The 16,622-nt window shown below is 71.1% G+C and carries 13 protein-coding genes; 4 read left to right on the top strand and 9 right to left on the bottom strand.

What is annotated here, in order from left to right; translation table 11 throughout:
* Window positions 1-46 precede the first annotated feature (46 nt).
* The 9 genes from KF708C_RS28475 to KF708C_RS28435 all read right to left on the bottom strand — a co-directional run bounded on the left by KF708C_RS28475 (window position 47) and on the right by KF708C_RS28435 (window position 11,863).
* Entirely contained in the window at window positions 47-1,195 is a 1,149-nt protein-coding gene (locus KF708C_RS28475) for an ABC transporter ATP-binding protein (protein WP_231586624.1), read from the bottom strand.
* Entirely contained in the window at window positions 1,192-2,292 is a 1,101-nt protein-coding gene (locus tag KF708C_RS28470; RefSeq protein ID WP_156174011.1) for an ABC transporter ATP-binding protein, read from the bottom strand. Before KF708C_RS28470 ends, KF708C_RS28475 begins: the two co-directional genes overlap by 4 nt.
* Window positions 2,293-2,450: 158 nt before the next feature.
* Window positions 2,451-3,764: an NtaA/DmoA family FMN-dependent monooxygenase gene (locus KF708C_RS28465; RefSeq protein ID WP_020205345.1), complete on the bottom strand. Its 1,314-nt coding sequence runs from the start codon at window positions 3,762-3,764 to the stop codon at window positions 2,451-2,453.
* On the bottom strand, window positions 3,757-4,884 hold the full coding sequence (locus KF708C_RS28460; RefSeq protein ID WP_059414671.1) for an LLM class flavin-dependent oxidoreductase: 1,128 nt from the start codon (window positions 4,882-4,884) through the stop codon (window positions 3,757-3,759). The genes KF708C_RS28465 and KF708C_RS28460 overlap by 8 nt, the downstream gene beginning before the upstream one ends.
* 555 nt (window positions 4,885-5,439) lie before the next feature.
* Window positions 5,440-6,582: a rod shape-determining protein RodA gene (gene rodA, locus KF708C_RS28455; protein ID WP_020205343.1), complete on the bottom strand. Its 1,143-nt coding sequence runs from the start codon at window positions 6,580-6,582 to the stop codon at window positions 5,440-5,442.
* A gap of 11 nt (window positions 6,583-6,593) precedes the next feature.
* Window positions 6,594-8,930 (bottom strand): penicillin-binding protein 2, encoded by a 2,337-nt coding sequence (gene mrdA, locus KF708C_RS28450; RefSeq protein WP_059414668.1) that lies wholly within the window; start codon window positions 8,928-8,930, stop codon window positions 6,594-6,596.
* Between the two features lie 105 nt (window positions 8,931-9,035).
* Window positions 9,036-9,548 (bottom strand): rod shape-determining protein MreD, encoded by a 513-nt coding sequence (gene mreD, locus KF708C_RS28445; RefSeq protein WP_020206848.1) that lies wholly within the window; start codon window positions 9,546-9,548, stop codon window positions 9,036-9,038.
* Complete coding sequence (mreC, locus tag KF708C_RS28440; RefSeq protein ID WP_020206849.1) at window positions 9,545-10,543, bottom strand: rod shape-determining protein MreC; 999 nt, start codon at window positions 10,541-10,543, stop codon at window positions 9,545-9,547. Before mreC ends, mreD begins: the two co-directional genes overlap by 4 nt.
* Before the next feature lie 276 nt (window positions 10,544-10,819).
* The gene (locus tag KF708C_RS28435; protein WP_011296266.1) at window positions 10,820-11,863 is read right to left on the bottom strand and encodes a rod shape-determining protein; all 1,044 of its coding nucleotides are present in this window, start codon (window positions 11,861-11,863) and stop codon (window positions 10,820-10,822) included.
* A gap of 746 nt (window positions 11,864-12,609) precedes the next feature.
* Between KF708C_RS28435 and gatC the strand changes: the two genes are divergently transcribed.
* The 4 genes from gatC (at window position 12,610) to gatB (ending at window position 16,516) form a co-directional block, all read left to right on the top strand.
* The gene (gene gatC, locus KF708C_RS28430) at window positions 12,610-12,909 is read left to right on the top strand and encodes an Asp-tRNA(Asn)/Glu-tRNA(Gln) amidotransferase subunit GatC (protein WP_059414666.1); all 300 of its coding nucleotides are present in this window, start codon (window positions 12,610-12,612) and stop codon (window positions 12,907-12,909) included.
* Between the two features lie 99 nt (window positions 12,910-13,008).
* The gene (gene gatA, locus KF708C_RS28425) at window positions 13,009-14,514 is read left to right on the top strand and encodes an Asp-tRNA(Asn)/Glu-tRNA(Gln) amidotransferase subunit GatA (RefSeq protein ID WP_059414665.1); all 1,506 of its coding nucleotides are present in this window, start codon (window positions 13,009-13,011) and stop codon (window positions 14,512-14,514) included.
* On the top strand, window positions 14,511-14,975 hold the full coding sequence (locus tag KF708C_RS28420) for a hypothetical protein (protein ID WP_059414663.1): 465 nt from the start codon (window positions 14,511-14,513) through the stop codon (window positions 14,973-14,975). Before gatA ends, KF708C_RS28420 begins: the two co-directional genes overlap by 4 nt.
* A gap of 83 nt (window positions 14,976-15,058) precedes the next feature.
* Window positions 15,059-16,516: an Asp-tRNA(Asn)/Glu-tRNA(Gln) amidotransferase subunit GatB gene (gene gatB / locus KF708C_RS28415; protein ID WP_059414660.1), complete on the top strand. Its 1,458-nt coding sequence runs from the start codon at window positions 15,059-15,061 to the stop codon at window positions 16,514-16,516.
* The last annotated feature ends 106 nt before the right edge of the window (window positions 16,517-16,622 follow it).

Raw genomic sequence — 16,622 nt, 5'->3', positions numbered from 1 at the left:
CGGGGGTGGCGGGTTGGATGGGGGCGGTGACGGGTGAGGTGGCGGGTCAGGCGGGCGTGGCGGGCGTGGCGGGCATCGCGGGCGTGGCGGGCTGGCGGAACCGCTCGAGCAGGCGCGCGAGCCGCGGCGCCGGCGGCTGCGTCAGCGACGGGCTCAGCCCCTGCCACGGCGGCAGCTCGCGCCAGTGATGGCAGGCGCAGCCGTGGCCGGACTCGTCCGCCGCCAGCTCGGGCGCGCTGCGCCGGCACAGCTCGGTCGCGAACGCGCAGCGGGGATGGAAGCTGCAGCCCGGCGGCGGATCGAGCGGGCTGGGCAGGTCGCCGCCGAGCACCATGCGCGGGCGCTGGCCGGCTTCCAGCGCCGGCACGGCATCCAGCAGCGCGCGCGTGTACGGGTGGCGCGGCGCGCCGAACAGCGCGCCGGTGGGCGCCGTCTCGACCAGCCGGCCGAGGTACATCACGGCCACGCGGTGGGCGACGTGGCGCACCGCCATCAGGTCGTGCGAGATGAACAGCATGCCGACGTCGGTCTGCCGCTGCAGCGCGCGCAGCAGGTTGAGCACCTGCGCCTGGACCGACACGTCGAGCGCCGAGACCGGCTCGTCGCACACGATCAGCTGCGGCTCCAGCGCGAGCGCGCGGGCGATGCCGATGCGCTGGCGCTGGCCGCCCGAGAATTCGTGGGGATAGCGGTCCATGTGCGAGGCGTTCAGGCCGACCATCGCCAGCAGCTCCGCCACGCGCCGCTCGATGCCCGAGCGCAGGTCGACGCGGTGCACCACCAGCGGCTCGCCCACGAGTTCGCGCACGGTCATGCTGGGATTGAGCGAGCTGAACGGGTCCTGGAACACCAGCTGGATGTCGCGCCGGTGGTTGTGCATCTCGGCGCGGCCGAGCCGGGTCAGGTCCGTGCCGCGGAATGCCACCGAGCCGGCGCTGGCATCCATGAGGCGCAGGATGAGCCGGCTGACGGTGGACTTGCCGCAGCCGCTCTCGCCGACCAGGCCCAGCGTCTCGCCGGCGGCGATGTCGAACGAGACGCCGTCGACCGCGGCGACGCGGCCGCGCCGGCCGAACAGGCCGCCCGCGTTGTAGTGCTTCTTCAGGCCGCGCACGCGCAGCAGGGGCGCCTCGGCGGCGGGCGTGGCGGGCATGGTGGGCGTGGTGGTCATTGCATCCGGCGCGGCAGGATTCATGGCGTGTCTCCGAGCGGCGCCGCGTGGCAGGCCGCGCGATGGCCGGGGAACAGTTGCCGCGGCGCGGGCGCCGCGGTGTCGCAGTCGGGCAGCGCGAACGGGCAGCGCGGGCGGAACGCGCAGCCCGCGCCGAGCGTGCGCAGGTCGGGCACGCTGCCGCCGATGGCGACCAGCGGCTGGTCGCCCGGCTCGGCGCGCGGCACCGCGCCCAGCAGGCCGACCGTGTACGGGTGCTCGGGATGCGCCATCACGCGGTGCGCAGGGCCGTGCTCCACGACGCGCCCGGCGTACATGACCGCGATGTCGTCGGCCAGCCCGGCCACCAGCCCGAGGTTGTGCGAGATCAGCACGATGGCGGTGCCGCGCTCCTGCCGGATCTCGTGCAGCAGCTCGACGATCTGCGCCTGCACGGTGACGTCGAGCGCCGTGGTGGGCTCGTCGGCGATCAGCAGCCGCGGGTTGCAGGCCAGCGCCATCGCGATCATCACGCGCTGGCGCATGCCGCCCGACAGGCGGTGCGGATAGTCGTCGAAGCGCCGCTCGGCGGACGGAATGTGGACCTGCCGGAGCAGCTCGACGGCGCGGCGGCGGGCCTCGCGCCTGTCGACCGCTTCGTGGGCGGTGATCGACTCGGCGATCTGGTCGCCGATGGTGAAGGCCGGGTTCAGCGACGACATCGGGTCCTGGAAGATCATCGCGATCGCGCGGCCGCGCCGCAGCCGCCGCTGCGCGGCGGACATGGCCAGCAGGTCCTGCCCTTCGAACTCGATGCGCCCGGCGGTGATGCGCGCGGCCGGCTGCGGCAGCAGGCCCATGACGGCGAGCGAGGTCACGCTCTTGCCGCTGCCGGACTCGCCCACGATGCCGAGGCAGCGGCCCGCGTGCAGCTCGAGGCTGACGCCGCGCAGCGCGGGAACGGCGGCGGCGCCGGCGCCGAACGCGACCGACAGGTCGCGGATGCTCAGGATCGGCGCCGCGGCGGCCTGCCACGCGCGCGGCGCGTCGGCTTCGGCGGCTCCGGCGGCTTGGTTCGCGTCGGTCGCGCCCTGCGGCGCGGCCGCGGCGCGCGGCCTCGTCATGCGGATGCTCGCGCTCATGCCGGCATCCGGTCAGGTGCGGGCGGGGGGACTATCGTCATGCCAGTGGCTCCGGGGCTGGGAGAACATGGACTTGCGGGGACGAGGCCGGCCGCCTGCGGCGCGGCCTCGTCGGCATCTGGCCGATACATTGCCGGCCAGGCGCCGGGGACGGACGGTTATGCGGGCACGTGCGCCAGCATGCGCTGGAAGCGCCCCGGCGACGGACGGTCCAGGCCGAGGTGCTCGCGCAGCGTCGACCCTTCGTAGTCCTCGCGGAACACGCCGCGCCGCTGCAGCTCCGGCACGACCTGCTCCACGAACACCGTGAGCTGCTCGGGGAAATACGGCGGCATGATGTTGAAGCCGTCGCAGGCGCCTTCGCGCAGCCAGCGCTCCATCAGGTCGGCCAGCTGCTCCGGCGTGCCCACGAAGCCGTGGTGGGCGCGCGAGCGGGCGATCAGCCGCGCGCTGTCGGCGATGGTGAGCTTCTGGCGCGCGGCGGTGGTGAGCAGCATGTCGGCGTTGGCGGTCGGCTTCTTCACCGCGCGGATCGCCTCGACCGGCAGCAGTTCGTCGGGCTGGCGGTCGTACAGCGGGAAGCCGAGGTTTTCGCTCAGCATCCACACCCCCACTTCGGGATGCACGAGATCGGCCAGCTCGCGCTCCAGGCGCAGCGCCTCCGCCTCGGTCGCGCCGATCAGCGGCGACAGCCCGGGCATGATCACGACCTCGTCCGGGCGCCGGCCGTAGCGCGCCATGCGCGCATGCGTGGACAGGCGGAATTCGCGCGCCTGGGCCAGGTCGGTCTGCGCGGTGAACACCGCCTCGGCCACCAGCGCGGCGAACTCCAGGCCCGGCGGCGAGCCGCCCGCCTGCACCAGCACCGGCCAGCCCTGCACCGGGCGCGGCACCGGCAGCGCGCCGGCGACGGTGAAGCTCTCGCCGCGATGGTCGATCGGGCGGGCCGGCGCGGCCGGCGAATCGCCGCGGCTGTCCCACAGCGCGGTGCACACGTCGACGAACTCGCGGCCGCGCACGTAGCGGTCGGCCTTGGGCATGGCCTGCTGCCGGCTGAAGTTCAGCGAGGCGCGGTCCTCCCACGTGGTGACGACGTTCCAGCCGGCGCGTCCCGCGCTCAGGTGGTCGAGCGTGGCGAACTTGCCGGCGATGGCGAACGGCTCGTGGTACGTCGTCGACAGCGTGCCGACCAGCCCCAGCTTGTCCGTGACCGACGACAGCGTGGACAGCAGCGAGACCGGATCGAGATTCGACACCGCCTGGCGGCCGAAGAAGCGGCCGTCCTTCTCGCGGGTAAACAGCGTGTCGCCGACGAAGAACAGGTCGAACTTGCCGCGCTCGGCGAGCTGCGCCGCGGTGCGGTAGAAGTCGAGCCCGGTCACGCCCGCGGCGGGCGTCGACGGATGGCGCCAGCCGGCGATGTGGTGGCCGCCGGGATAGATGAACAGACCCAGGTGCAGTTGCCTAGCCATGAACGGAGACCTCGGAAAAGCGGTTGGAAGGGCGCGCGAGGGCGAGGCGGTCGCGCAGCGTGGCGGCCGGCTGCGCGGCATCCGCCGGCGGGCGCCCCGCGAGGCAGGGAGCGACCTCGCTGGCGAAGCGCTCCAGATCGTCGGGCAGCACCGCCGGCGCGATGTGGAAGCCGTCGCAGATGCCGGCCGCGTACCACGAATCCATCAGTTCGCGCAGGCGCGCGGCGCTGCCCGCGAAGCGGTAGCCGGGCATGGCCGGCGCCGCCGGCGGCGCCAGCGCGTCGAGATGCGCCATGCGCTGCGCCGCGGCCTCGTCGGAATCGGCCAGCACCACGGACAGCGTGGCCAGCACGCGCGGCGCGCCGTCGGGCCGGCCCTGCCGCCGCGCCAGCGCGCGCAGGTCGCCGCGCAGCGACGCGAGCGCTTCCGGCGAAGCGCAATCGGCCAGGAACACGTCGCCGAACCGGGCCGCCAGCGCAAGGCCGGGCGCGGACGCATCGTCGAACGCCATGACGGGATGGCCCTGCACCGGCCGCACCGCGGTCAGCGGACCGCGCACGCCGAAGTACGCACCGGCGTGATGGATCGGGTGGATGCGGGCCGAATCGGCGAACAGGCCGGCTTCCTTGTCGGCCAGCACCGCGCCGTCCTCCCAGCTATCCCACAGCTTGGCGAGGACCTCCAGATATTCGCCGGCGCGCGCGTAGTGCGCGTCGCGCGAGAGCGGCGGCGCATGGGCGAAGGCGGCGTCGCCACCCTCGCGCCAGTGCAGGTCGCACAGCAGCGCGGCGCGCCCGGCCGACAGGCCGTCGAGCACCGAGAACGCGCGGGCGGTGTGGAACGGCTCGGTGTGCGCGAGCGCCACCGCGGCGCCAAGGCCGATGCGCGGCACCTGCGCGATCAGGGAGCCGAGCAGCGGCGTGGTGTCGGGCGCCAGCGCGGCGGGCGCGCCTTCGGCGGATGCGGCGGACGTGAAGAACACGCAGTCGAACGCGCACGACTGCGCGCGCCGCACCACGTCGGCATAGCGCGGGAAACCCGACGACGAAGCCGCCAGGGTCGATACCCGCCGTGCTGCGGGATGATGGCCGTACTCGGCGATCGACAGGGTTAGGTCCATAAGTCCGGATAGCGTTGTTTGCGGGGAAATGGCGACACCGTGCTTCGTCGAAGGAATCTCAACGCAAAAGGCGTGCCAATACGTGGTGTGCCACGTAAATCCCGGCGGCGATTGGCGCGCGCGCGCGCCGCGGCGCATATCCGGCGGTTTCGGCGGGTCCCCGGCACGATCTTCCGCCAGAAGCGTGGTGCACCACATGAATGCGATGCGCCACCCGGACCCGGATCATCGTTGTGCGGGCGCACTTCATAAGTGCGATGTTTTTGACGCAGATCAGAGCATGGACGGAGAAATATCGATCCCGTCACATCCGGCCGCGGCGAGGCGGAATCCGCGCGCGGCGGACGGCGGCCCGGGCCGCGCCGGGCGTGGAGTTTGCGGCATGTCCCGCATTCGGGTGGCTTGCCGGCCCGCCGGAGACATGGCGGCGCGGCGGCGGCGCGGCGGATGGCGGCGCGCCCGTGGGTGTCGCCTGCCGCGGGGAACGGGCAGGCGTGTGGCGGGTGCGGGAGGTGGCGCGAAAGGCGGCGCGAGGCCGGGCGGCCCGCCCCCGCGTCAGGTCTGGATCAGGCGCTTCTGCCGCGAGATGCTCATCAGGATGCCGATGCCCATCCCCAGCGTCACCAGCGCGGTGCCGCCGTAGCTCATTAGCGGCAGCGGCACGCCCACCACGGGCAGGATGCCGCTCACCATGCCCATGTTGACGAAGGCGTAGGTGAAGAAGATCAGCGTGATCGAGCCCGCCAGCAGCCGCGAGAACAGCGTCGGCGCGTTGGCGGCGATGTACAGCCCGCGGAAGATCAGCAGCAGGTAGAGCACCAGCAGCACGGCGTTGCCGACCAGGCCGAACTCCTCCGAGAACACCGCGAAGATGAAGTCGGTGTGCTTCTCGGGGATGAACTCCAGGTGAGTCTGCGTGCCCTTGAGCCAACCCTTGCCGAACACCCCGCCCGAGCCGATGGCGATGATCGACTGGATGGTGTGGAAGCCCTTGCCGAGCGGATCGGTGGTCGGGTCCAGCAGCGTGCAGATGCGGTGCTGCTGGTAGTCGTGCAGCACCGGCCAGTTCACGCCGGGCGCGCACATGTCGTTCTCGAACGTGATCAGCAGGCCGACCGCCACCACCAGCGCCACCAGCAGCGGCAGGATGATCTTCCACGACAGCCCGGCGAAGTAGATCACGTACACGCCGGCGGCCAGCACCAGCAGGCCGGTGCCGAGGTCGGGCTGCTTGGCGATCAGGCCCACCGGCACGCCGAGCAGCAGCAGCGCCACCACGAAGTCGTACCAGCGCACCGAGCCCTCGCGCTTCTGGAAGTACCACGCCAGCATCAGCGGCATGGCGATCTTCATGATCTCGGAGGGCTGGATCACCATGCCCACGTTGAGCCAGCGCCGCGCGCCCTTGCGGATCAGGCCGAACATGGCCACGCCGATCAGCAGGGCCACGCCCACCGTGTAGAGCGGCACCGCCACCCGCATCAGCGTCTGCGTGGGCAGGTAGGCGATCACCCACATCACCGCGTAGGAGAGCAGGATGTTGCGCAACTGGTCCTCGACCCGGCCGGGCATGTCGATGGCGGCCGAGTAGAGCGCCACGATGCCGGTGGCGAACAGCAGGAACACGATCAGCGCGAGCGGCTTGTCGAAGCCGGTCAGCGCGGTCTTGATGAATGACAGGACGCGGCGTTTGTCCATGCGCGTCTCCTTCAGCGGGTAGCGTTGGCGCCGCCCGCGCCGGGGGCGGCGACGGGCCTGGCGCGGGGTTTCGGGGCGGTGGCGGCCGGTGCCGCCGGCGCGGCCTGGGCCGGCACCGGCGCCGGGCGGCTGTGGCCGAGCGCCTGCGCCATGCGCTCGTCCAGCGTCTGCACCGCCGAGGCGGGCGGGATCGCGGCCGGGTCGATCAGCGGCGCCGCCGCGGCGGCCGAGGCGCCCGGCGCGCGCGCCACCGGCGTGCTGGCCGCGCCGGCCGCACCGGCGACAGCCGCCACCGCGACGGCGCTGGCGCTGGTGGCGGCCGCCTCGCTGGCGCCCATCACGGTGGCGCTGGCGATGCTGGCGGTGTGGCCCGTGGTGAACACGCTGGGCGTGTCCACGGGCGGCTTGCCGCCGGCGCGCTCGGCGGCAGGCGGGGCGATGGCCGCCAGTTCCTCGGGCCACTTGCCCACCAGGTAGTAGTCCATCACCTTGCGCGCGATCGGCGCGGCCACGGCGCCGCCGAAGCCGGCGTTCTCCACGATCATCGCCAGCGCGATCTTCGGGTTGTCGGCCGGGGCGAAGGCGGTGTACAGCGCGTGGTCGCGCTTGCGCTCGTCGAGCGCGTGGTGGTTGTACTTCTCGTTCTTGCCGATCGTGAAGGTCTGCGCGGTGCCGGTCTTGCCGGCGGATTCGTAGGCGGCGCCGGCGAACGCGCGCGCGGCCGTGCCCGAATGCGTCACGCCGACCATCGCGCGCTTGATCACGTCGACGTCGGCCTGCTTGAACGAGAGCCGGTAGCTTTCCTTGGGCACCGTGAGCGCGCGGTCGCGCGTCACCGAATCCTCCACCGCCTTGACCAGGTGGGGCTTCATCGCGGTGCCGTTGTTGACCAGGATCGACACCGCGTTGGCCAGCTGCAGGATGGTGAAGCTGTTGTAGCCCTGGCCGATGCCCAGCGAGATGGTCTCGCCGTCGTACCACTTCTGCTGCTCGGGCTTGCGGTAGGCGCGGCGCTTCCAGTCGGTGGACGGCAGGATGCCGCGGCTCTCGCCCTCGATGTCGATGCCGGTGATCTGGCCGAAGCCGAGCGGCTTCATGAAATCGTGGATGGCGTTGACGCCCATGTCGCGCGCCAGCATGTAGTAATAGGTGTCGCAGGACTGCACGATGGAGGCCTGCATGTCGACCCAGCCGTGGCCGCCCGGCTTGTCGTCGCGGAAGGTGTGGTTGCCCAGCGTGAACGAGCCCGGGTCGTGGAAGCCCCAGGCCGCGGTGCGCTTGCCGGTGGTGAGCGCGGCCAGCGCCATGAACGGCTTGTAGGTCGAGCCGGGCGGGTAGGTGCCGCGCAGCGGGCGGTTCAGCAGCGGCTTGTCGGGCGAGCCGTTGAGCTCGCTCCAGGTGTTGCTGTCGATGCCCTCGACGAACAGGTTGGGGTCGAAGGTCGGCTTGGAGACGAAGGCCAGGATGTCGCCGGTGGCCGGCTCGATCGCCACCAGCGCGCCGCGCCGGTCGCCGAACAGCGCCTCGGCGAGCTGCTGCAGGCGGATGTCGAGCGACAGGATCAGGTTGTTGCCGGGCGTGGACGGCGAGGTGGAGAGCGTGCGGATCGGCCGCCCGCCCGCGCTCACCTCCACTTCCTCGAAGCCGGTCAGGCCGTGCAGCTCGGTCTCGTAGCTCTGCTCGATGCCGATCTTGCCGATGTAGTTGGAGCCCTTGTAGTTGTCGGCGTCCTTGCGCGGGTCGTACTTGGCGCCCTCGGCGTCGTTGGCCTCGTCCATCGCCTCGATGCGCTCCTGGTCGCGCTGCGAGATGCGGCCGATGTAGCCGATCACGTGCGAGGCGGACTCGCCCATCGGATACTGGCGGAACAGCCGCGCGCGCACGTCCACGCCGGGAAAGCGGAAGCGCTGCGCGGAAAAGCGCGCCACTTCCTCGTCGCTGAGCTGGCTGCGGATCGGCAGGCTCTCGAAGCTGCGCGACTCCTCCATCAGCCGCTTGAAGCGGCGCCGGTCGCGCGGCTGGATGTCGACCACCTGGCTGAGCGCCTCGATGGTGTTGTCGAGCGTGTCGGACAGCTTGGACGGCGTGATTTCCAGCGTGTAGGCCGAATAGTTGCGCGCCAGCACCACGCCGTTGCGGTCCATGATGATGCCGCGGTTGGGCTCGATCGGCGCCACCGAGATGCGGTTGTCCTCGGCCTTGGCCGAGTACTGGTCGTGCTTGTACCACTGCAGCCAGAGAAAGCGCGTGAACAGCAGGCCGAAGCAGATCACGGCGAACAGGCCCGCGGCCGCCACGCGGATGCGGAAGCGGCCGAGCTCCTGTTCGACATTGCGGATTTCGGTCATGGTACTGCGTCAGCCTTGCGGTGTGCCGCGCACCCGCGAGGGGCGCGGCGGAACTCGTTGAGGGTCAAGCCATTGCATCGGCCAGCGCGCGGCGCGGCGCCCGATCTAGATGGGCCGCGTCTCGTCCACGTCGGCGCTGCGCCGCTGCGGCGCCAGCAGCATGCTGGTGGCCAGCGGCCACAGCAGCGCCTCGATGCCGGGCGCCAGCAGCAGTTGCCAGCCCGGCAGCGGCGCGCCCATCGCCAGGCGGATCACCACCGGCACCGCGTGCGCCACGAACAGCAGCGGCACCACGTGCAGCGCCTGGGTATAGACCGTGAACCACAGCACGCGGCGGTGGATGGTGATGGCGAAATAGGCCAGCAGCGTGTACGCGATGGCGTGCTCGCCGAGCAGGCGCGCGTCGTGCACGTCCATCAGCAGGCCCAGCGCGAACGCCACGCCCATGCCCACCTTGCGCGGCTGGTGGATGTTCCAGAACACCAGCACCAGCGCCACCATGTCGGGAATCCACAGCGTGGCGCCCCACGGCATCAGGTTGAACAGGAACGCCAGCACGAAGCTCAGCGCGATGAACGCCGGGTTGACCGGGCGCAGCAGGTATTGGGGATTGGTCACTGCGTGGCCTCCTTGGCCGCGGGCTTGCCGGCCGGTTTCTCGGCCGGCCGGTCGCCGCCCCGCTCGGCGTCCCTGACGCCCGGGCGGTCGGCCCGGTCGGGCCTGCCGCCCTTGCTTTCGCGGGCGTCGCGCGGGCCGTCGATGGTGTCGCGCGGCGGCAGCTGCGCCTCGTAGCGGATCACCAGCAACTGGCGGTGCGAGCGCACCCCGGCCACCGGCTCGCAGTACACGCGCGAGAAGGCGGTGTCGGCCTTGCGCTCGATCTGCACGATCTTCGCCACCGGCAGGCCCGGCGGATAGGTGCCGTCCAGGCCCGACGTCACCAGCAGGTCGCCCTGCTGCAGGTCGGCCGAGGCGGCCATGAAGCGCAGGTCGAGCAGGCCCGCGCGGGCGCCGCCGAAGGCCACGCTGCGCAGCCCGTTGCGCACCACCTGCACGGGAATCGCCTGTTCCTTGTCGGTCAGCAGCGTGACTTCGGACTGGAACGGCGAGACCCGCGTGACCTGGCCGATCACGCCGCGCTCGTCGATCACCGGATAACCGGCGCGCAGGCCGTGCTGGCTGCCGCGGTCGATCACGATGCGCTGGCTGTAGGGGTCGCGCGCGTCGTAGAGGATCTCGGCCGCCGTCACCGGCGTGGCCGACTGCTGCTGCAGGCCGAGCAGCTTGCGCAGCTGGTTGTTCTCGGACTCGAGCTGGGACTGGCGCACCGAGCCCTCGGCCTCGGTCACGGCGCGGCGGCGCAGCTCGCGGTTCTCGCTGGCGAGCGCGGCCGACGACTGGGCGTAGTCGAACACGGCGCGCAGCGCGTCGCGCGGCACCAGCACGGTCCGCTCGACCGGCATCAGCACGGTGGCGGCGACCTGGCGCACCACGCGCAGCGCGTCGAAGCGCGCGTCGACGACGAGCAGCACCAGCGCGATCGTCACATAGAAGACGAGGCGCGCGACGGCGGAAGTGCCCTGCTTGAAGAGCGGCGGCGGAGTGTAATCCATTTACCCGTGCGCTGGCGTGGAGGTCTGCCGGCCCCGGGCGCGCGCCGCCGCCCGCCCGCCGCGCCCGCCGGCATGGCCGGGGTGGCGGGAAAGGCGCGCTGGCGCGGAGTGCCCTGGGCCGGGCCGGGTCGGGAAGGCGGCCGCGCAGGCGGCCAGGCGAGCGGCCGCGGCGGCGGCCGGGACAGTGGCCAAGGCGGCGTCACGGCGCGGCGCGGCCCCGACCAGGCGATCCGGCAGGCCGCGTCGCGCCACGAGCGATGTCCTCTCGCCGACTGGTTATTCGTAGGAGAAGATGCTGCCGAGCTTGTCCATGCGCTCGAGCGCCATGCCCGAGCCGCGCACCACGCAGGTCAGCGGGTCCTCGGCCACCAGCACCGGCAGGCCGGTTTCCTCGGCCAGCAGGCGGTCCAGGTCGCGCAGCAGCGCGCCGCCGCCGGTCAGCATCATGCCGCGCTCGGCGATGTCCGCGCCCAGTTCCGGCGGGGTCTGCTCCAGCGCGATCTTGACCGCCGAGACGATCTGGTTGAGCGGGTCGGTCAGCGCCTCGAGGATTTCGTTGGACGACACCGTGAACGCGCGCGGGATGCCCTCGGACAGGTTGCGGCCCTTGACTTCCATCTCGCGCACCTCGGAGCCCGGGAAGGCCGAGCCGATTTCCTTCTTGATGGCCTCGGCGGTCTGCTCGCCGATCAGCATGCCGTAGTTGCGGCGGATGTAGTTGACGATGGCCTCGTCGAACTTGTCGCCGCCCACGCGCACCGAACCCTTGTAGACCATGCCGCCCAGCGAGATGATGCCCACCTCGGTGGTGCCGCCGCCGATGTCCACCACCATCGAGCCCGACGGCTCCGACACCGGCAGGCCGGCGCCGATCGCCGCCGACATCGGCTCCTCGATCAGGTACACCTGGCTGGCGCCGGCGCCCAGCGCCGATTCGCGGATGGCGCGGCGCTCGACCTGGGTCGAGCCGCACGGCACGCAGATGATGATGCGCGGGCTCGGGCGCAGCAGCTTGGAGTCGTGGACCATCTTGATGAACTGCTTGAGCATCTGCTCGGTCACGGTGAAGTCGGCGATCACGCCGTCCTTCATCGGGCGGATCGCTTCGATGTTGCCCGGCACCTTGCCCAGCATCTGCTTGGCTTCCTTGCCCACCGCCTGGATCGTCTTCTTGGCGTTGGGACCGCCTTCCTGGCGGATCGCCACCACCGAGGGCTCGTCCAGGACGATGCCCTTGTCGCGCATGTAGATCAGGGTGTTGGCGGTGCCGAGGTCGATCGCGAGATCGTTGGAGAAATAGCTGCGGAGAAATCCGAACATCAGGAATCCTGTTTTCTGGTGGTTCGCGAGGTATGCGAAGCGGCCGGCACCGCAATCGGGCCAGCCACGAAATTCATTGCGACGGGTAGTATTCAAGGCCCCCCACCGTGCGGTGAGCCAGGCGCCACGCCGGCGCCGCGCCATCCAGGGGATGCGCGGCGGCCACGGCGGAACCGCCAGCCGAGGCCGGACCGCCCCCGGGCGGCACAGCCTCTACGGGAACCTTTGATTAGGCCACGCTCGAAAGTTCGGTGGAACCGCGCCACAATTACAAAAAATTGCGGCCGGGGCGGCCTAATCAGAGGGCCCTCGCCTGCCTCCCTGCCCGCGCGCCGTCCGCCGCCTGCGTGCCGCGGCCGGGCGGCCGGGGTGGCCGCGCGGAGGGCGATGGTGGGCGGCGGGCCGTGCCGCGGGCGCCGCCGCGGGCATTGCCGCCGACGCTGCCACGCGCGTTGCCGCGGACGTTACCGAAAAAGCGCCGGCGAACGCGGTTCCGCACCAATGTGACGAAGGCGCTGCCAGGGAATGGCAACGCGCAATGATACCTTATAATTCCCCCTGTTTCGGGGGCTTCTGCCTCGAAAAAACGTGTAACTTTGACGATTCCGGGGCGCTCCCGGCAGCACTCGCCCCGCCCGCCCAGGCGGCGCCTGCCTTGCCTCCCGCTGCCGCCTCCGCGCCCGGACCCGCTTCCCCGATCTCGCAGCCGATTTCGCCGTTTTCCGCATCGACACCGAACCCTAGCCATGGCTCTCGACCTATCCGACGTCAAGCGCATCGCCCACCTTGCCCGCATCGAGATCAACGATGACGAAGCAGGGCACACGCTGGTGCAGCTCAATCAATTCTTCTCGCTGGTCGAACAGATGCAGGCGGTCGACACCACCGGCATGGAGCCGCTGGCGCACCCGCTGTCGGCGGTGCGCGAGATGTCGCAGCGCCTGCGCGACGACGCCGTGACCGAGACCGACCGGCGCGACGACTACCAGCGCCCCGCGCCGGCCACCGAAGGCGGCCTGTACCTGGTGCCCAAGGTCATCGAATAAGCGGGCTCGCGCCCGCCGCCCGGCCACCGAACCCGCCGCTGCGTCGCGCCGCCCCTGCGCCGCGCGCCGGCAGCCACCCTGCCAAGCCATACGACCGACATGTCCTTTTCCGCAACTTCAGTGACCTCCCTGCGCCAGCTCGCCGACGCGCTGGCGGCCCGCACCGTCTCCGCCGAGGAGCTGGCGCGCGACTACCTGGGCCGCATCGAGCGGGCCGCCGCGCTCAACGCCTTCGTCGACGTCAACCCCGAACTCACGCTGGCGCAGGCGCGCGCGGCCGACGCGCGCCGCGCGCGCGGCGAGGCCGGCCCGCTGACCGGCGTGCCGGTCGCCCACAAGGACGTGTTCGTCACGCGCGGCTGGCGCGCCACCGCCGGCTCGCGCATGCTGGCCGATTACGAAAGCCCGTTCGACGCCACCGTGGTCGAGCGCCTCGCCGCCGCCGGCATGGTCACGCTGGGCAAGACCAACATGGACGAGTTCGCGATGGGCTCGTCCAACGAGAACTCGCACTTCGGCCCGGTCAGGAACCCGTGGGACCCGGCGCGCGTGCCGGGCGGCTCCTCGGGCGGCTCGGCCGCGGCCGTGGCCGCCGGCCTGGCGCCGGCCGCCACCGGCACCGACACCGGCGGCTCGATCCGCCAGCCGGCCTCGTTCTCCGGCATCACCGGCATCAAGCCCACCTACGGCCGCGTGTCGCGCTACGGCATGATCGCGTTCGCCTCGTCGCTCGACCAGGGCGGCCCGATGGCGCACACCGCCGAGGACTGCGCGCTGCTGCTCGGCGCGATGGCCGGCTTCGACGAGCGCGACTCCACCAGCCTGGCGCCGGCCCAGGGCGGCGTGGACGAGGACTTCACCCGCCTGCTGGGCCAGCCGCGCGCCGGCGCCGGCGCCGCGCGGCCGCTGTCGGGCCTGCGCATCGGCCTGCCGAAGGAATACTTCGGCGCCGGCCTGTCGGCCGACGTGGAACAGGCCGTGCGCGCCGCGCTGGCCGAGTACGAAAAGCTGGGCGCCACGCTGGTCGAGGTGTCGCTGCCCAAGACCGAGCTGTCGATCCCGGTGTACTACGTGATCGCGCCGGCCGAGGCCTCGTCCAACCTGTCGCGCTTCGACGGCGTGCGCTACGGCCACCGCGCGGCCGAATACCGCGACCTGATGGACATGTACAAGAAGAGCCGCGCCGAAGGCTTCGGCCCCGAGGTCAAGCGCCGCATCCTGGTGGGCGCCTACGTGCTGTCGCACGGCTACTACGACGCCTACTACCTGCAGGCGCAGAAGATCCGCCGCATCATCGCCGAGGATTTCCAGCGCGCGTTCGCGCGCTGCGACGTGATCATGGGCCCGGTGGCGCCCACGGTGGCGTGGAAGCTCGGCGAGAAGAGCGCCGACCCGGTGCAGATGTACCTGGCCGACATCTTCACGCTGTCGACCAGCCTGGCCGGCCTGCCCGGCATGAGCGTGCCGTGCGGCCTGGGCGAAGGCGGCATGCCGGTCGGCCTGCAGCTGATCGGCAACTACTTCGGCGAAGCCGAGCTGCTGCAGACCGCGCACGCGTTCCAGCAGGCCACGGACTGGCATCTGCGCCGGCCCGCGCAGGCATGAGCGCGCGGCGCTGGCTGGTCCGCATCGCCGCGGGCGTGGCGCTGGCCGCCGCGCTGGCGGCGTGCATCCCGCTGCCGCGCTTCGGCCGGCCCACGCCCATCGCCAGCCGCGACATCGACCTCGCCGGCGACTGCCGCCGCACCGAGGAAGACGGCTTCCGCGAGGACGCGCAGCTGCGCGTGGCGGACAACACCGTGCAGCAGTTGTCGTGGAAGCTGTGGGTAGGCAAGCGCGGCTCGTGCAGCTTCAACCTGGCCGAGTTCCGCCAGACGCAGAAGAAGCCGCACATCGAGCTGCGCGCCAACGACGGCAGCGCCTGCAAGCTGATGGTCTGGCAGGACCCGCGCCGCGTCACGCTGGCGCACGCCAACTGCCAGCAGCGCTGCAGTCCGGGCATCTACGAGGAAGCCTGGCCGGTGATGTTCGAGCCCGGCACCGGCGGCTGCGCGCAGACACGATGAGGACCGCGCGGCCAGCGCAACGCAACACGCAGCAACACGCACCGAATACGACGTACACGACGAATACGAACAGGAATACCGCCATGCAATGGGAAGTGGTGATCGGCCTCGAGACGCACACGCAGCTGTCGACGGCCTCCAAGATTTTCTCCGGCAGCTCCACCGCCTTCGGCGCGGCGCCGAACACGCAGGCCTCGCCGGTCGACCTGGCGCTGCCCGGCGTGCTGCCGGTGCTCAACCGCGGCGCGGTCGAGCGCGCCATCCAGTTCGGCCTGGCCATCGGCGCCACCATCGCGCCGCGCAGCATCTTCGCGCGCAAGAACTACTTCTACCCCGACCTGCCCAAGGGCTACCAGATCAGCCAGTACGAGATCCCGGTGGTGCAGGGCGGCAGCATCAGCATCCAGGTCGAAGGCAAGAAGGGCGAGACCTACGAGAAGACCGTGCAGCTCACGCGCGCCCACCTCGAGGAAGACGCCGGCAAGTCGCTGCACGAAGACTTCGCCGGCATGACCGGCATCGACCTGAACCGCGCCGGCACGCCGCTGCTGGAAATCGTCACCGAGCCCGACATGCGCAGCGCCGCCGAAGCCGTGGCCTATGCCAAGGCGCTGCACGCGCTGGTGACGTGGCTGGGCATCTGCGACGGCAACATGCAGGAAGGCAGCTTCCGCTGCGACGCCAACGTGTCGGTGCGCCCGTACGGCAGCCCCAAGCTTGGCACGCGCCGCGAGATCAAGAACCTCAACTCGTTCCGCTTCCTGCAGCAGGCCATCGAGTATGAAGTGCAGTGGCAGATCGCCGAGATCGAGGACGGCCGCGAGATCCAGCAGGCCACCGTGCTGTTCGACCCCGACACCGGCGAGACGCGCGCCATGCGCACCAAGGAAGACGCGCACGACTACCGCTACTTCCCCGACCCCGACCTGCTGCCGCTGGACATCGACGCCGCCTGGATCGAGCGCGTGAAGGCCGCCCTGCCCGAACTGCCCGCCGCCATGCAGGCGCGCCTGGTGTCGCAATACGGCCTGTCCGCCTACGACGCCAGCGTGCTGACCGCCTCCAAGCCGCTCGCCAGCTACTTCGAAGCCGTGGTCGCCGAAGCCGGCGCCGCCAACGCCAAGCCCGCCGCCAACTGGCTGATGGGCGACGTGTCCTCGCTGCTCAACCGCGAAGGCATCGCGCTCGACGACGCCCCGGTCAAACCCGCCCAACTGGCCAGGCTGCTGGTGCGCATCGCCGACGGCACGGTCTCCAACAACACCGCCAAGAAAGACGTCTTCCCCGCCATGTGGGCCGGCGAAGAAGGCAGCGACGCCGACGCCATCATCGCCGCCAAGGGTCTCAAGCAGATGTCCGACTCCGGCGAGCTGGAAAAGATCATCGACGACGTGCTGGCCGCCAACGCCAAGTCGGTGGAGGAATTCCGGGCCGGCAAGGAGAAGGCGTTCAATGCCCTGGTCGGGCAGGCCATGAAGGCGACCAAGGGGAAGGGGAACCCGGCGCAGGTCAATGAGTTGTTGAGGAAGAAGTTGGGGTGAGGGGTGGGGTTCTAAGTCGAAAGCCGCGGCTTGGCTTCAAAGGCCACCACTGCTTGACTTCAAGGTCAACGGCTTTAAAGGCCTTAACTTCAAAGTCAACTTCAAA

It is taken from the genome of Cupriavidus basilensis (genome assembly GCF_000876015.1).
GTDB lineage: Bacteria > Pseudomonadota > Gammaproteobacteria > Burkholderiales > Burkholderiaceae > Cupriavidus > Cupriavidus basilensis_B.
The sequence above is the reverse complement of the archived record's forward strand: the minus strand, read 5'-3'. Positions and strand labels throughout refer to the sequence as shown.

Excerpts from the sequence above, each read along its gene's own strand:
- rodA (WP_020205343.1), bottom strand. The coding sequence starts at position 6,582 with ATGGACAAACGCCGCGTCCTGTCATTCATCAAGACCGCGCTGACCGGC.
- KF708C_RS28435 (WP_011296266.1), bottom strand. The coding sequence starts at position 11,863 with ATGTTCGGATTTCTCCGCAGCTATTTCTCCAACGATCTCGCGATCGAC.
- mrdA (WP_059414668.1), bottom strand. The coding sequence starts at position 8,930 with ATGACCGAAATCCGCAATGTCGAACAGGAGCTCGGCCGCTTCCGCATC.
- KF708C_RS28460 (WP_059414671.1), bottom strand. The coding sequence starts at position 4,884 with ATGGACCTAACCCTGTCGATCGCCGAGTACGGCCATCATCCCGCAGCA.
- KF708C_RS28470 (WP_156174011.1), bottom strand. The coding sequence starts at position 2,292 with ATGAGCGCGAGCATCCGCATGACGAGGCCGCGCGCCGCGGCCGCGCCG.
- gatA (WP_059414665.1), top strand. The coding sequence starts at position 13,009 with ATGTCCTTTTCCGCAACTTCAGTGACCTCCCTGCGCCAGCTCGCCGAC.
- gatB (WP_059414660.1), top strand. The coding sequence starts at position 15,059 with ATGCAATGGGAAGTGGTGATCGGCCTCGAGACGCACACGCAGCTGTCG.
- mreC (WP_020206849.1), bottom strand. The coding sequence starts at position 10,543 with ATGGATTACACTCCGCCGCCGCTCTTCAAGCAGGGCACTTCCGCCGTC.
- gatC (WP_059414666.1), top strand. The coding sequence starts at position 12,610 with ATGGCTCTCGACCTATCCGACGTCAAGCGCATCGCCCACCTTGCCCGC.
- KF708C_RS28420 (WP_059414663.1), top strand. The coding sequence starts at position 14,511 with ATGAGCGCGCGGCGCTGGCTGGTCCGCATCGCCGCGGGCGTGGCGCTG.
- KF708C_RS28475 (WP_231586624.1), bottom strand. The coding sequence starts at position 1,195 with ATGAATCCTGCCGCGCCGGATGCAATGACCACCACGCCCACCATGCCC.
- KF708C_RS28465 (WP_020205345.1), bottom strand. The coding sequence starts at position 3,764 with ATGGCTAGGCAACTGCACCTGGGTCTGTTCATCTATCCCGGCGGCCAC.